Genomic DNA, 14164 nt, shown 5'->3' on the forward strand with positions numbered 1-14164 from the left:
GCATCGCCACCGCCATCGGCCGCACCGCCGAACGCCCCGCGGGACTCGACGCGCTCGCGCCCTGCTCACTCGCCGCGCCCGGCGGAGCCGCCGACCAGCAGGACACCGGCGGCGAGGAGGCCCCGGCGCCGCCCGCCGAGGAGGCCGGGCAGGGAGCGGGACAGGAAGCCGGTCAGGGCGCCGGGGAAGACACCGGACAGGCAGGGGAGGCCGGCACCATCTCCTGCCCGGACGTCGCCCCGCGGCTGCCCGCGGTCCCCGCCTCCGCGCAGGCCGAGGTCAGCCGCAACCTCGCCGACCTCGACAAACAGATCGACGAAGCCAACCAGCGACTCGCCGACACCGTCGGACAGGGCGGACCCGACTTCGTCCGCAACGCCATCCTCGGCCCCCTCGAGGACAAACGCGTCGCCGCCGTCAACCGCATCGCCACCGCCATCGGCCGCACCGCCGAACGCCCCGCGGGACTCGACTCCCTGGCCGCCTGCACGCTCACCAAGTGAGGTGACAGGCGCCGTGGCCGCCCCGCGAACACGCCGGCCGGGGAGGCCACGGAATTTTCGTTAGACAGTCGAAAGATCTGCGCCCATAATGGTGCGACATGGGAAAGACCTATGAGCGCATAGACGGCCGCCTCCGCTCGTTCATCGAGGAACAGCCGGTCTTCTTCACCGCCACCGCCCCCCTGTCCGCCGACGGCACGGTCAATCTCTCGCCCAAAGGGCTCAAGGGATCCTTCGTGATCCTCGACGAGCTCACGGTGGCGTACCTCGACTTCGCCGGCTCCAACGCCGAGACCATCGCCCACCTGCGGGAGAACGGCCGCATCACGCTGATGTGGTGCGCCTTCCAGGGGCCGCCGAACATCGTGCGCGTGCACGGCCGCGGGGAGCCCGTCTTCCGGGACGACCCGCGCTTCCCCGGACTGCTCGCCCGCTTCCCCGGCATCGACCCCAGCCCTCACGGCCTGCGCGCCGTCGTCGTCGTGACGGCCGAACTGATCCGCGACACCTGCGGATACGCGGTCCCCTTCATGGCGTACGAGAGCGAACGGGACCTGCACGCCAAGCGGTTCGCACGGGAGGACGACACCTCGCTCGACGCGTACTTCACCAAGAAGGAGCACATCGCGACGAGCCTGGACGGACTGCCCGGGCTGCCGTTGCCGCTGCCCCCGTCTACCGTCTGAGCCATGCGCCCAGGTGCCGCCCCCGCCGCCGTCCTCGTGTCCCTGTCCCTGCTCACGCCCGGCACCGGCGGTCGGCCGCCGTCGGCACTGCCCGACCGGATGGCGGACACCGGGGGCGGCAGTCAGCTGATCACCGCGGTGGCACCCGGTACCGGCTCGACCTCCGGCACGCTCACCTGGTGGGACCGGAAGGACGGACGCTGGGTGGCGGCCGGGTCCGCGCGGGCCCGCTTCGGAGCGAAGGGCCTGGCCGAGGGGGCCGTCCGGAAGCAGGGCACGAACACCACACCGACCGGGCTGTACGGCCTGCCGTACGCCTTCGGTATCGAGGCGGCGCCACGCGGAACGGCGTACACCTACCGTCCCGTACGCCAGAGCTCCTGGTGGTGCCAGGACAACGGCTCCCGCTCCTACAACCGCTGGACCGAGCCCCGGGCCGCCGACTGCCGCGCCGCCGAGGCCGAGCACCTGATCACCTACCGCGCGCAGTACGCCCACGCCCTCGTCGTGGACTTCAACTACCGCCGCCCGGTGCGCGGCCGGGGTGCCGGAATCTTTCTCCACGTCAACGGGCGCGGGGCGACGGCGGGATGTGTGTCCGTACCGAAGGACACGATGCGCGGGATCCTGCGCTGGGCCGATCGCGGCCGCACACCGCACCTCGCGATCGGCACGACGGGCGGACGCACGGCGATCACCAGGTACTGAACCGGATTCCTCTGAACGCGCCGCCGTGACGGCACGTATGTGTGGGCCAAGGGCCAAGTCCCACGGAGGAACCGTGACCACCACGCTCGCCGGCGGCCGTGCCGCCCGCCGCCAGACGATGCGCCGCATCCGTCCGCGCCGCTCCCCCGCCGTGCCCCTGCTGCTCGCCGTGGGTGCGGGCGCGGTGGCCGTGCTGTGGTTGTGGTGGACCAACACACCGTCCATCGCGGACACCACCGGGAAGATCATCGCCGCCGGCCGGATCACCGGTCTGCTCGGCGGCTATCTGATGGCCCTGGTGGTGCTCCAGATGGCACGGGTGCCCGCGCTGGAACGCCGGGTGGGCTCCGACCGGGTCGCGCGCTGGCACGCGATGAGCGGCCGCTACACCGTCAGCCTGGTCATCGCGCACGTCTTCCTGATCATGTGGGGCTACGCCCTCCAGGCCGGCAAGAGCCTCGGCGACATCGTGCAGCAGACGATCACCTCCATCAACACGCTGCCGGACATGGGCAAGGCCGCCATCGGCACCGGTCTGCTGTTCGTGATCGCCCTCCTCTCCGTCGGCCCGGTGCGGCGCAGGCTGCCGTACGACGGCTGGTACCACGTGCACCTGCTGACCTACGCGGCGGTGTTCCTGACGTTCTGGCACCAGATCACCACCGGCAACGAGTTCGCCGTCCAGCCGGCCGCCAGAACCTTCTGGTACGGGCTGTACGGCATGGTGACCGCGCTGGTCCTCTGGTACCGGATCATCACCCCGGTGCGGCTGAACCTGCGGCACCGGATGCGCGTCGAGGCGGTCATCGAGGAGACGCCGGGCATCGTGTCCGTGCTGATCGGCGGGCGCCGGCTGCACCGGATGGGCGCGGAGGCCGGGCAGTTCTTCCGCTGGCGGTTCCTGGCGCCCGGGATGCGCTTCAGCTCCCACCCGTACTCGCTGTCCGCGGCACCCCGCCCCGACATGCTGCGGATCACGGTCAAGGCGATCGGCGACCACACCTCCCGGCTGCGCGAGCTGGAGCCCGGCACGAAGGTGTGGGCGGAGGGCCCGTACGGGGCACTGACCGCGCAGCGCCGCAGCCGGGGCAAGGTCCTGCTGGTCGCGGGCGGGGTGGGGATCACGCCGATGCGGGCGCTGTTCGAGACCCTGCCCGGCGCGGCCGGTGACATCACCCTGCTCTACCGGGCCAACAGCACGCAGGACCTGGCGCTGTGGGGCGAGCTCGCCAAGATCGCCGACGAGCGGGGCGCGCGCCTGATGTACGCGGTGAACAGCCCCGACGGGGAACGCCCGGACATCTCGGCGGAGAGCCTGCGGCGGAAGATTCCGGACGTCGACCGCCATGACGTCTTCATGTGCGGGCCGCCCGGGTTCGCCCAGTCGGTGTACGACACACTGCGCGGCGCCGGGGTCCCCGCCCGCCGTATCCATCACGAGTCGTTCGAGATGTGAGCGACGTGCCCGCCCCATCACCCGGACCGTCCACACCCATCAGGAGCCTGAGAAGCGATGAGGAAGAGTCACCCCGTCCGGCGCGCCGTGCTCGCGACCGCCGCCACCGTGTCCGGGATCGTGCTGCTGCTGTCGCTCAAGCCGGCGTCCGATCCGGGCGCGGCCGAGGCCGCGGGCGGGGCCGCCCCGCCCGCGGCGGCCCAGTCCCCGCAGGGCGGCTCCCAGCCCATCGGCGACGGCACGGTCACCGGGGACGCGTCGAGCACCGAGTACGGCGCGGTGCAGGTCCGGCTGACGGTGAGCGGCGGGAAGATCACCAAGGCGGAGGCGGTCCAGGCCCCCAAGGGCGGGCAGAGCGACCAGATCACCTCCAACTCCGTACCGAAGCTCAACCAGGCGGCCGTGGCGGCGCAGGGCGCGGAGATCGACGCCGTGTCGGGCGCGACGTACACCAGCGCCGGGTACAAGCAGTCGCTGCAGTCGGCGCTGGACAAGGCGCGGGCGGCGGCCGGGCCCTCGGACTCCTCCTCCGGTGCGGACGGCGAGGGCGGCGGGGACTCCGGTGAGGCGCAGGCGCAGACGGTCACCGGCGACCCGGCACAGACCCAGTACGGGCCGGTGCAGGTGAGGATCACCGTCAGCGGCGGGAAGATCACCAAGGCGGAGGCGGTCCAGGCCCCCAAGGGCGGGCAGAGCGACCAGGTCACCTCCAGCTCCGTACCGAAGCTCAACCAGGCGGCGGTGGCGGCCGGCAGCGCGGAGATCGACGCGGTGTCGGGGGCCACGTACACGAGTGCCGGGTACAAGCAGTCGCTCCAGTCGGCACTGGACAAGGCCGGTGGCTGACACGGTGACGGAACCGGCCGGGGCTCCCGCCGCGGTGCGTCATGCGGAGGAGACGATGGGGACCGTCTTCTCCCTCGACGTCCGCGGCGGGCGACCCGACGAGGTGCGCGCGGCGGTCGAGGACGCGGTCGCGGGGCTGCACCGGGTCGACGAGGTGTTCAGCACGTACCGCGACGACAGCCAGATCTCCCGGCTGGCGCGGGGTGAACTCGACGTCGGGGAGTGCGATCCCGAGGTGGCGGAAGTGCTGGAGCTGGCGGCGGAGGCGGAGCGGGTGAGCCAGGGCTGGTTCAGCGCGCGCTACCGGGGCCGGCTCGACCCGACCGGGATCGTCAAGGGCTGGGCCACCGAACGGGCGGCGCGGCGGCTCGCTGCCGCGGGGGCGGCGGGGGTGAACGTCAACGGGGGCGGTGACGTGCAGTTGCTGGGGACGCCGGGGTCGGGGCGGCCCTGGCGGGTGGGGGTGTCGGATCCGCTGCGGCCGGGTGGTCTCGCCGCCGTGGTCTCCGCGACCGGTGCGGACGAACTGGCGGTGGCGACGTCCGGTACCGCCGAGCGGGGAGATCACATCGTCGACCCCCGTACGGGGCGGTCGGCGGTGACCGATCTGGTCGCCGTGACGGTGGTCGCGCCACGGCTGACGTGGGCGGACTGCTGGGCGACGGCGGCGTTCGCGATGGGTTCGCGGCAGGGGCTCGCCTGGCTGGAATCCCTGCCGGGGGTCGAAGGGCTGCTGATCACCGCGGGTGACGAGGTGCGGTGCACCGGTGGGCTGGCGGGTTGGCTGGGCTGAACGACGGCTGAGGCGGGTGGCGGTCGGTGGCCCGGGAATCGACCGATCCATGGGTCGATGGGTCGGCCGACCCCCGGGCCACCGACCCGAGGACAGCGTGGCCCCAGGGCCCGCTCAGGCCGCCGTCAGCGCGGCCAGGGCGCGGTCCATCGCGGCGTTGAACTCCTCCGGCGTCAGCGGTAGCCGGGACTTGACGTCCCGGCTCCGCTGGTCGGCGAGGACCTCCGCGGAGCCCGTCTGCACACCGTCGAGCGCCGCGTCGGCCAGGTACGACGGCGAGATCTTGGCCACCGGCCAGCCCGCGGACATGTCGGTGTCGGCCAGCCCGAGGTGCACCGCCGTCACGAGCGTGCCCTGCCCGGCGAGCTCCAGGCGGACGCCGTTGGTCATGGCCCACGCGGCGGCCTTGGTCAGGTGGTAGGCGTTGTTCGCCCTCGACCCCGAACCACGGCATCGCGGAGAGGACGTTCACGATCGCGCCCCCGCCGTTGCGGGCGAGCGCCGGCGCGAACTCCCGGATCATCCGCAGGTGGCCGAACGTGTTGGTCTCCAGCTCGCGCCGCACCGCGTCCAGCGAACCGGTCACCAGGTCGGTGCCCGTCTGGATCCCCGCGTTGTTGACGAGCAGCGAGACGTCCGGGGCCGCCTCGGCGGCGGCCCTCACGGATGCGGGAGCGGTGATGTCGAGAGGCAGCACCTCGACCCCGGGCAGGTCGACGGTCTCCGGTCGGCGGGCCGTCGCGTAGACCTTGCGGGCGCCCCGTTCGAGGAGGCGCCGGGCGAAGGCGCGGCCCAGACCGCGGTTGGCTCCGGTGATCAGGGCGACCGAGTTGTTGATGTCCATGACCGGTACGCCAAAACCTGACGTTGACGTCAGAGGCAAGTGCTGTTCGTCAGGTCCGGAGTGAGAGGAATCACCATGACCGTCACGGAGAGCGCGTCCGAGCGGCTGGTCCGCATCGGCGAGGTGGCACGGGGCGCCGGCGTCTCGGTACGGGCCGTGCGCTACTACGAGCAGCAGGGACTGCTCGTCGCGGAACGCAGCCCGTCCGGCCAGCGCCTCTACCGGCAGGACACTATCGCCCGGGTGCGCTTCTTCCAGCAGATGTACGCCGCCGGCCTGACCAGCCGAAGGATCGCGGAACTCCTTCCGCGCTGGAACTCCGGCCACACCGACGCCGAGCAGCGCGCCATGCTGCGCGCCGAGCGCGACCGCATCCAGGCCAAGGTCGACGACCTGCAGACCGCCCTGGACCGCCTCGACGAGGTCATCACGATCACGGACACACACCCGTAGGCACGGTCGGACGAAGGTCGCACCAAGGGTCCGCGGCCCGGGCGCCGGCTCCGACCGAGGTCGCGGCGGCGCGGGACGACCGGGCCGCCACCCCGGTACCCCGGTATCCGCCCCCGCCGTGCCCCGGGGGCCGACCGACGGCCTCCTGGTCATGCTCCGGGCCGCGCCTTTGGCGGGGCATGTCTCGGTCGCCCGGCGATACGGCCTGCGGCACGGTGTCGCGGAGGCCTCCGGCCCGCGTGCTCGCCTTCCCCGGCCCCGGCCCCACCCCCGCGGAAGGGTCAGTGGCCGTTCTGTGCCAGGCGCAGCAAGTGGTCGGCCAGGGCCTGTCCTCCCGCCGGTTCCCTGCTGATCAGCATCAGCGTGTCGTCGCCGGCGATCGTGCCGAGGATGTCGTGCAGTTCCGCCTGGTCGATCGCCGAGGCGAGGAACTGCGCGGCGCCCGGCGGAGTGCGCAGGACGACGAGGTTCGCGGACGCCTCGGCGGAGATCAGCAGTTCCTGCGAGAGCCGCCGCATCCGCTCCTCCTTGGCGGAGCCGCCCAGCGGCGCGCGGGGCGTGCGGAATCCCCCCTCGCTCGGCACCGCGTAGATCAGGTCGCCGTCGGTGTTGCGGATCTTCACCGCGTTGAGTTCGTCCAGATCCCGCGACAGCGTCGCCTGGGTGACGCTCAGCCCGTCGTCGGCGAGCAGCTTCGCGAGCTGGCTCTGCGACCGCACCGGCTGCCGGTTGAGGATGTCCACGATCCGGCGGTGGCGTGCGGTGCGCGTCTGCGGCACGGCAGGTCCGGCCTGCTGACCGTGGTCCTCCTGATCCTGGTTCATCGTCGTCTCATTCTCCGGATCGTCCTTCCCCGCCCGCGCCGCCGGCCACGTCCAGGATGCCGGGCAGCGCCCCGAGGAAGGCGTCCACCGCGTCGTCCCCGAGAGTCAGCGGCGGCATGAGCCGTACGACATCGGGGGCCGGCGCGTTCACGAGGAATCCGGCGTCCTGAGCCGCCTGTTGCACCTGGGGTGCGAGCGGCTCGGTGAGCACGATACCCAGGAGGAGTCCCGCCCCCCGGACGTGGTCGATCAGGGCGTGGCCGGACGCCTCGATCCCCTCGCGGAGTTTCTCGCCCTGCCGCTTGACGTTGTCCAGCAGCCCCTCGCTCTCGATGGTGTCGAGAACGGCGAGTCCGGCGGCGCAGGCGACCGGGTTGCCGCCGAAGGTCGTACCGTGCTGGCCGGGGGCCAGCAGGTCCGCGGCCCGCCCGAAGGCGATCGTCGCCCCGAGCGGCAGCCCGCCGCCGAGTCCCTTCGCCAGCGTGACGACGTCCGGGAGCACGCCCTCGTGCGCCTGGTACTCGAACCAGTTCCCGGTCCGTCCGACGCCGGTCTGCACCTCGTCCAGCACCAGCAGCGCGCCCGTGGCGGCCGTGATCGCGCGGGCCGCCTTCAGGTAGCCGGGCGGGGGCACCACGACCCCGTTCTCGCCCTGCACCGGTTCGATGATCACGAGTGCCGTGTTCTCGGTGACCGCCGCGGCCAGCGCCTGCGCGTCGCCGTACGGGACGTGCGTGACGTCCCCGGGCAGCGGCAGGAACGGCTCCCGCTTGCCGGGCTGGCCGGTGAGCGCGAGGGCGCCCATGGTGCGGCCGTGGAAGCCGCCGTCGGTGGCGACCATGTGGGCCCGCCCGGTCAGCCGGCCGATCTTGAACGCGGCCTCGTTGGCCTCCGCGCCCGAGTTGCAGAAGTAGACCCTGCCCTCGCGGCCGAAGATCTGGAGGAGCCGTTCGGCGAGCGCGACGGGCGGTTCGGCGACGAACAGGTTGGAGACGTGGCCGAGGGAGGCGATCTGCCGGCTCACGGCCTCGACGACCGTCGGGTGGGCGTGGCCGAGCGCGTTGACCGCGATGCCGCCCACGAAGTCGGCGTACTCCCTGCCGTCGGCGTCCCACACCCGCGCGCCCTCACCGCGCACCAGCGGCAGCCGCGGGGTGCCGTAGTTGTTCATGAGCGCGCCCTGCCACCGCCGGCTCAGTTCTTCGTTGCTCACGACTCCCCCTGTTCGTCGGGCACGACCATCGTGCCGATGCCCTCGTCCGTGAAGATCTCCAGCAGGATCGAGTGCTGGACCCGGCCGTCGATGACGCGGGCCGTGTTCACGCCGCCCCGCACGGCGTGCAGGCAGCCCTCCATCTTCGGCACCATGCCCGAGGACAGTTCCGGCAGGAGCTTCTCGAGCTGGGAGGCGGTGAGGCGGCTGATCACCTCGTCGGAGTCCGGCCAGTCCTCGTAGAGTCCCTCGACGTCCGTGAGGACCATGAGGGTTTCGGCGCCCAGTGCAGCAGCGAGTGCCGCAGCCGCCGTATCAGCATTGACGTTGTAGACATGGTGGTCGTCCTGGCTGCGGGCGATCGACGAGACGACCGGGATACGGCCGTCGGCGAGCAGTGCCTGGATCGCGCCGGTGTCGATGTCGGTGATCTGGCCGACCCGCCCGATGTCGACCAGCTCGCCGTCGATCTCGGGCTGGTGCTTGGTGGCGGTGAGGGTGTGCGCGTCCTCGCCGGTGAGGCCCACGGCGAGCGGTCCGTGCCGGTTGAGCAGCCCGACCAGCTCCCGCTGCACCTGTCCGGCGAGCACCATGCGTACGACGTCCATGGCGTCCTCGGTGGTGACGCGCAGGCCCGCCTTGAACTCGCTGACGATGCCGTGCCGGTCGAGCGCCCGGCTGATCTGCGGGCCGCCGCCGTGCACGACGACCGGTTTGAGGCCGGCGTGGCGCAGGAAGACGACGTCCTGGGCGAAGGCGGCCTTCAGCTCCTCGTCGACCATGGCGTTGCCGCCGAACTTGATGACGACGGTCTTGCCGTGGTGCCGGGTCAGCCAGGGCAGCGCCTCGACGAGGATCCGTGCCTTGGGCAGCGCGGTGTGCTTTCGGGTGGCGGTCATGAGGAATAGGCGCTGTTCTCGTGGACGTAGTCGGCGGTGAGGTCGTTGGTCCAGATGGTGGCGGTGGCGTCACCGGCGGCGAGGTCGGCGACGATGTGCACCTCGCGGTAGCGCATGTCGACCTTGTCGCGGTCCTCGCCGACGGCGCCGTTCTTGCAGACCCAGACGCCGTTGATGGCGACATCGAGCTCGTCGGGTTCGAAGGCGGCCTTCGTGGTGCCGATCGCGGAGAGCACCCGGCCCCAGTTGGGGTCCTCACCGTGGATGGCGCACTTGAGGAGGTTGTTGCGGGCGATGGAGCGGCCCACCTCGACGGCGTCGTCCTCGGTGGCGGCGCCCACCACCTCCACCTTGATGTCCTTGGCCGCGCCCTCGGCGTCCCGGATCAGCTGCTGACCGAGGTCGTCGCAGACGGCCCGTACGGCCTCGGCGAACTCGTCGTACCCGGGCGTGACCCCGGACGCGCCGGAGGCGAGCAGCAGCACGGTGTCGTTGGTGGACATGCAGCCGTCGGAGTCGACGCGGTCGAAGGTCACCCGGGTCGCGGCACGCAGGGCCCGGTCCAGGGTGTCGCTGTCGACGTCGGCGTCGGTGGTGAGGACGACGAGCATGGTGGCGAGGCCGGGCGCGAGCATGCCGGCGCCCTTGGCCATACCGCCGACGGTCCATCCGGCCCCGGTGACGACGGACGTCTTGTGGACGGAGTCGGTGGTCTTGATGGCGATGGCGGCCTTCTCACCGCCGTGCGGCCCGAGCTGGGCGACGGCCTTGTCGACACCGCGCAGCAGTGCGTCCATCGGCAGCGGTACGCCGATCAGGCCCGTGGAGCAGACCGCGACCATGCCGGGGGCGTGGCCGCCCGTCTCGTCGTGGCCCGCGGTGTTGAGCGACTCGGCGACCTGCTCCGCGGTCGCGTGCGTGTCCTGGAAACCCTTGTGGCCCGTACAGGCGTTCGCGCCACCCGAGTTGAGGACGACGGCGGTGAGCTCACCGCTCTTGAGGACCTGCTCGGACCAGAGCACCGGCGCGGCCTTGACGCGGTTGGAGGTGAAGACGCCGGCGGCGGCGCGGCGGGGGCCGTTGTTGACCACGAGGGCCAGGTCGGGGTTGCCGTTCTCCTTGATCCCGGCGGCGATGCCCGCCGCCGTGAATCCCTGCGCTGCCGTCACACTCACGGCGCAACTCCGATCGTCGTCAGCCCGGTGGTCTCGTCGAGACCCAGGGCGATGTTCATGCTCTGGACGGCACCGCCCGCGGTGCCCTTGGTCAGGTTGTCGATGGCGCTGATGGCGATGATCCGCCCCGCGGCCTCGTCGTACACGACCTGCACCGCCACGGCGTTGGAGCCGTACACGGAGGCGGTCGCGGGCCACTGTCCCTCGGGGAGGAGGTGGACGAACGGCTCGTCGGCGAAGGCCTTCTCGTAGGCGGCGCGCACGGACCCGGCGGTGACGCCGGGCTTCGCCTTCGCGGTGCAGGTGGCGAGGATGCCGCGGGGCATCGGCGCGAGGGTGGGGGTGAAGGAGACGGAGATCCGCTCGCCGGCCGCCGCGCCCAGGTTCTGGATCATCTCGGGGGTGTGCCGGTGTCCGCCGCCCACGCCGTAGGGCGACATCGAGCCCATGACCTCGGAGCCCAGCAGGTGGGGCTTGAGCGCCTTCCCGGCGCCGGAGGTCCCGGAGGCGGCGACGATCACCGCTTCGGGCTCGGCGAGGGCGGCGGCGTATGCCGGGAAGAGGGCGAGGGAGACGGCGGTGGGGTAGCAACCGGGCACCGCGACGCGCTTGGACCCCTCCAGCGCGGCGCGGGCACCCGGCAGTTCGGGCAGGCCGTACGGCCAGGTGCCGGCGTGCGGGGAGCCGTAGAACCGTTCCCAGTCGGACGCGTCCTTGAGCCGGAAGTCGGCGCCCATGTCGATCACGAGCACGTCCTCGCCGAGCTGCTCGGCGACGGCGGCCGACTGTCCGTGCGGCAGCGCGAGGAAGACGACGTCGTGGCCGGCGAGCACCTCGGGGGTCGTCTCCTCCAGCACCCGGCCGGCGAGCGGCAGCAGATGCGGCTGGAGCGCGCCCAGCCGCTGCCCGGCGTTGGAGTGGCCGGTCAGCGCGCCGATCTCGGCCTCCGGGTGGGCCAGCAGCAGACGCAGCACCTCCCCGCCCGCATACCCGCTCGCTCCGGCCACTGCCACACGTACGGTCATGGAACCTCCTCCTAGACGGCATGACTATACGTACAGTCGCACGTTTATGCAACGCCGAGCGGGCTGACGTGCAGGGTCTCCCGTGACCGAGAGTGTCGTGTGGCGAACAGAGAAGGCTCAGGGCTGTCTCTTGGATCCGTTGGTGAGATCGTCGTGCACGTGATCGAGTCTTGGGTGATCAGTGACCACGGTCCTGGCCCTGTGTCGCCTGCGGTGGCCCTGGAGGTTCTGCGGTCGAGGATCGACAGCGGGCAGTTCGAGACGTGGCTGACCAGTTCGTCCGGACGGTCGCCGGCCTTCGTGACGAATACGGAGCGCGCGATGGTGATGCTGTTCGGAGAGGAGGGCGATCCCGGCGAGCATGCCGTGACTCCCGGAGCCGAGGGGGCGAGCGATGGGTTCGTCCTCTCCGACGGGCAGGGTGACGAGTACCCGGACGAGGACACCGTCCCTGTCCGCGAGGCCTTCAGGCTCGTGGCACACATTGCCGGCACAGGCTCATGGCCTGCGGACTCGTGTCGGGTGGCCGATCGCTGACAGCGGTCTGTCGCCGGGCCCGGACGAGGAGCGCGGCGAGGCGGAGTGCGGCCTGTTGAGGTGCTTCCTGGCCTGAAGTCGAGGGTTCCGACCTGGGGCGTGTGCCCCTTCCGAGGGCTTCGGAGAGGACGTTGTGGGTTGCATTGTGGTCGCGGCCGTGCAGAGCGGCCGAGGGCGGCAGCCGTCAGGAGCGCGGTGGTGGTGAGACCGAGTCTGGTGCGGGTGCGGTTCCGGGCGGTACGTGAGATGGGTACTCCGCGACTCTGTTGGAGGTGGGGACACGGGAGCGTTCGATGTTCGGTAGGCCGGACGACGGCCAGTACACCGAACGGCAAGATGAGGAGGAGGCAGGGGCACGTCAATGGGTCGTGCGACGACGGAGAGCGCGCGGGAGCGGGGCACGATGGGCGAGTTCTGGCCGGTACCCGAGGTACTGACCTACCTGGGTGGCCGCCGGCTGGCGGAACGCACCGTGCGGGACCTGGCGGGCGGGGACGAGGGACGCTTCACGGGGACGGTCGTTTTCGGCCCGATGGAGGGCGGCGGCCTGCTGCACGAGGAGTCCGGCGACTTCACCTGGCGGGGCGTCACCCGGCCCGCCGGGCGGACCCTGCGCTTCCTGCCGGGGCCGGGCGGCACGGCGGACGTACGGTTCGCGGACGGCCGCCCGTTCCACGACCTGGACCTCACCACGGGCCGGTACGTCGCCGGTCACCCCTGCGCCGCGGACCTCTACCGGGGCGAGTTCACCGTGCGCGACGCGGACCACTGGCAGTCGGTCTGGCGGGTGCGCGGCCCCGCCAAGGACCTGGAGCTCACCACCGGCTACGCACGCGTCGGCTGAGTCGAGGCCCCCTCCAGCCGCAGACTCCAGCGGCCGGCCCGGCCGGTCACGCTGATCGTCGACAGCGAGCGGACGTCGATGCTCCAGTACGTGGCGGGCGGCGCCTTCAGCACGTACACCAGGGCCGCCCTGATCACCGAGGGCACGGCCACGGCGACGACCGTGCAGTCGTCGTCGGCCGGCCGGGTGTCGAGCCAGCCGCCCACCCGGCCGATGAAGTCCAGCAGCGACTCCCCGCCGTGGGGGGTGGCCCGCGGGTCGGCGAGCCAGGCGTCCACGGCCCCCGGCTCCCGGGCCATCGCCTCCCCCAGGGTCAGTCCCCGCCAGCGGCCCATCCCGCAGTCGCGCAGGGCGAGCTGCACCAGCGGCGCGTATCCGAGACCGTCTCCGGTGGCGCGGCTGCGCGGGGCCGGGGAGCAGTAGCGCAGATCGGCCGCGGCGAGCGGCAGCAGCTCGTGCGCGACCCGCTGCACCTCGTTCCATCCGGCCTGGTCCAGCGGCCGGTCGTCCTCAAAACGTTCGGCCAGCACCGAGGAGCTCCCCGCGGCGGCGACGAACGTGACCCGAAGTGCCATGCCGCGATCGTCAGTCGCCGGAGTGAACAGGTCAAGGGGTGCCGCCCGGTCGTCACCGTACGTCACATCGATCTTACTCACCGGTAAGGACGTGGCGGACAAGCCGCCCGAAACGGCGGTCCCCGCCGTCCTCACTCCAGGGCGAGCAGCATCCAGTGGTCGGGCCGCTCCAGCGGGCGGAACCCCAGCCCGGCGTAGACACCGTGCGCGTCGTGCGTGGCCAGCATGACGCGCTCCACGCCGTAGGACCGCAGCTCCTCCCGTACGCACGCGACCAGCGCGGTGCCGATCCCCTTGCCCCGCACCGACGGGTCGACGTACACGTCGCACAGCCACGCGAAGGTCGCCCGGTCGGTGACGACCCTGGCGTACGCCACCTGCTCCCCCGAGAGCGTGTCGTGGACACCGAAGTTGAGCGAGCCCCCGATCGCGTCGTCCTGCTTCTCCCGGGAGCGACCGAGGGCCCAGTAGGCGTCGGTCGACAGCCACCGGTGCACCCGGGCCGCGTCGATCCTCGCCGGGTCGGTGGAGATCTCGTAGCCCTCGGGCAGCCGCGGGGTATCGGTCATGGCGTGATGCTCGCAGCCCGCGCGGTGCCGCGTCGAGCCGTTATCCGTGCGCGCCCGGTACGTCCTCGCAGGCGGCGCGCAGTCGCCGTACGCCCTCGGCGATCTCCTCGGTGCCGGCCACCGCCGCGAAGCTCAGGCGGAGGTGACCGGCCGGGGGTTCGGCGCTGAAGTAGGGGCGGCCGGGCGTGACGGCGACGCCCGCGCGCAGGGCGGC

At 72.1% G+C, this 14164-nt stretch carries 15 protein-coding genes and 3 pseudogenes; 9 read left to right on the forward strand and 9 right to left on the reverse strand.

All coding sequences use genetic code 11. The features are described 5' to 3' along the window. The 6 genes and pseudogenes from B9S61_RS38010 to B9S61_RS38035 form a co-directional block, all read left to right on the forward strand. Positions 1-503, forward strand: a pseudogene (locus B9S61_RS38010) (hypothetical protein); the annotation flags it as partial. Positions 504-601: 98 nt separating this feature from the next. After that, positions 602-1189, forward strand: coding sequence for a pyridoxamine 5'-phosphate oxidase family protein (locus tag B9S61_RS38015; protein ID WP_103546234.1), 588 nt, complete (start codon positions 602-604; stop codon positions 1187-1189). A gap of 3 nt (positions 1190-1192) precedes the next feature. Then, complete coding sequence (locus tag B9S61_RS38020; protein ID WP_103546235.1) at positions 1193-1897, forward strand: L,D-transpeptidase; 705 nt, start codon at positions 1193-1195, stop codon at positions 1895-1897. A 73-nt stretch (positions 1898-1970) separates the two neighbouring features. Continuing rightward, positions 1971-3353 carry a ferric reductase-like transmembrane domain-containing protein gene (locus tag B9S61_RS38025; RefSeq protein ID WP_181007727.1) on the forward strand — a complete coding sequence of 461 codons (1383 nt, stop codon included), beginning with the start codon at positions 1971-1973 and terminating at the stop codon, positions 3351-3353. Positions 3354-3410: 57 nt separating this feature from the next. Further along, complete coding sequence (locus tag B9S61_RS38030) at positions 3411-4199, forward strand: FMN-binding protein (RefSeq protein ID WP_103546236.1); 789 nt, start codon at positions 3411-3413, stop codon at positions 4197-4199. 55 nt (positions 4200-4254) lie between these two features. Then, on the forward strand, positions 4255-4992 hold the full coding sequence (locus B9S61_RS38035) for an FAD:protein FMN transferase (RefSeq protein ID WP_103546246.1): 738 nt from the start codon (positions 4255-4257) through the stop codon (positions 4990-4992). A 114-nt stretch (positions 4993-5106) separates the two neighbouring features. Here B9S61_RS38035 and B9S61_RS38040 read toward each other — a convergent pair. Continuing rightward, positions 5107-5836: pseudogene (locus B9S61_RS38040) on the reverse strand (SDR family oxidoreductase). A 75-nt stretch (positions 5837-5911) separates the two neighbouring features. Between B9S61_RS38040 and B9S61_RS38045 the strand changes: the two are divergent. Further along, positions 5912-6289, forward strand: a complete 378-nt coding sequence (locus B9S61_RS38045) for a MerR family transcriptional regulator (RefSeq protein WP_103546237.1) — start codon at positions 5912-5914, stop codon at positions 6287-6289. 281 nt (positions 6290-6570) lie between these two features. Here the strand turns inward: B9S61_RS38045 and B9S61_RS38050 are convergent, their stop codons facing one another. The 5 genes from B9S61_RS38050 to argC are packed head-to-tail and all read right to left on the reverse strand — an operon-like array spanning position 6571 to position 11425. Continuing rightward, complete coding sequence (locus tag B9S61_RS38050; protein WP_103546238.1) at positions 6571-7113, reverse strand: arginine repressor; 543 nt, start codon at positions 7111-7113, stop codon at positions 6571-6573. Between the two features lie 7 nt (positions 7114-7120). Then, positions 7121-8326 (reverse strand): acetylornithine transaminase, encoded by a 1206-nt coding sequence (locus B9S61_RS38055; protein ID WP_103546239.1) that lies wholly within the window; start codon positions 8324-8326, stop codon positions 7121-7123. Beyond that, positions 8323-9225, reverse strand: a complete 903-nt coding sequence (gene argB, locus B9S61_RS38060) for an acetylglutamate kinase (RefSeq protein ID WP_103546240.1) — start codon at positions 9223-9225, stop codon at positions 8323-8325. The genes B9S61_RS38055 and argB overlap by 4 nt, the downstream gene beginning before the upstream one ends. After that, complete coding sequence (argJ, locus tag B9S61_RS38065; protein ID WP_103546241.1) at positions 9222-10400, reverse strand: bifunctional glutamate N-acetyltransferase/amino-acid acetyltransferase ArgJ; 1179 nt, start codon at positions 10398-10400, stop codon at positions 9222-9224. Before argJ ends, argB begins: the two co-directional genes overlap by 4 nt. Beyond that, entirely contained in the window at positions 10397-11425 is a 1029-nt protein-coding gene (argC, locus tag B9S61_RS38070; protein ID WP_103546242.1) for an N-acetyl-gamma-glutamyl-phosphate reductase, read from the reverse strand. Before argC ends, argJ begins: the two co-directional genes overlap by 4 nt. A gap of 159 nt (positions 11426-11584) precedes the next feature. Between argC and B9S61_RS38075 the strand changes: the two genes are divergently transcribed. Continuing rightward, the gene (locus B9S61_RS38075; protein WP_103546247.1) at positions 11585-11962 is read left to right on the forward strand and encodes a hypothetical protein; all 378 of its coding nucleotides are present in this window, start codon (positions 11585-11587) and stop codon (positions 11960-11962) included. A gap of 403 nt (positions 11963-12365) precedes the next feature. After that, on the forward strand, positions 12366-12806 hold the full coding sequence (locus B9S61_RS38080; RefSeq protein WP_103546243.1) for a DUF6314 family protein: 441 nt from the start codon (positions 12366-12368) through the stop codon (positions 12804-12806). Here B9S61_RS38080 and B9S61_RS38085 read toward each other — a convergent pair. The 3 genes and pseudogenes from B9S61_RS38085 to B9S61_RS43135 form a co-directional block, all read right to left on the reverse strand. Beyond that, positions 12788-13381 carry a histidine phosphatase family protein gene (locus B9S61_RS38085; protein ID WP_103546248.1) on the reverse strand — a complete coding sequence of 198 codons (594 nt, stop codon included), beginning with the start codon at positions 13379-13381 and terminating at the stop codon, positions 12788-12790. The genes B9S61_RS38080 and B9S61_RS38085 overlap by 19 nt on opposite strands. Positions 13382-13512: 131 nt before the next feature. Further along, the gene (locus B9S61_RS38090; RefSeq protein ID WP_103546244.1) at positions 13513-13950 is read right to left on the reverse strand and encodes a GNAT family N-acetyltransferase; all 438 of its coding nucleotides are present in this window, start codon (positions 13948-13950) and stop codon (positions 13513-13515) included. Positions 13951-13990: 40 nt separating this feature from the next. Beyond that, positions 13991-14164 (reverse strand): annotated as a pseudogene (locus B9S61_RS43135) (PLP-dependent aminotransferase family protein); the annotation flags it as partial.

It is taken from the genome of Streptomyces sp. SM1 (assembly GCF_002910825.1).
Lineage (GTDB): Bacteria > Actinomycetota > Actinomycetes > Streptomycetales > Streptomycetaceae > Streptomyces > Streptomyces okerensis.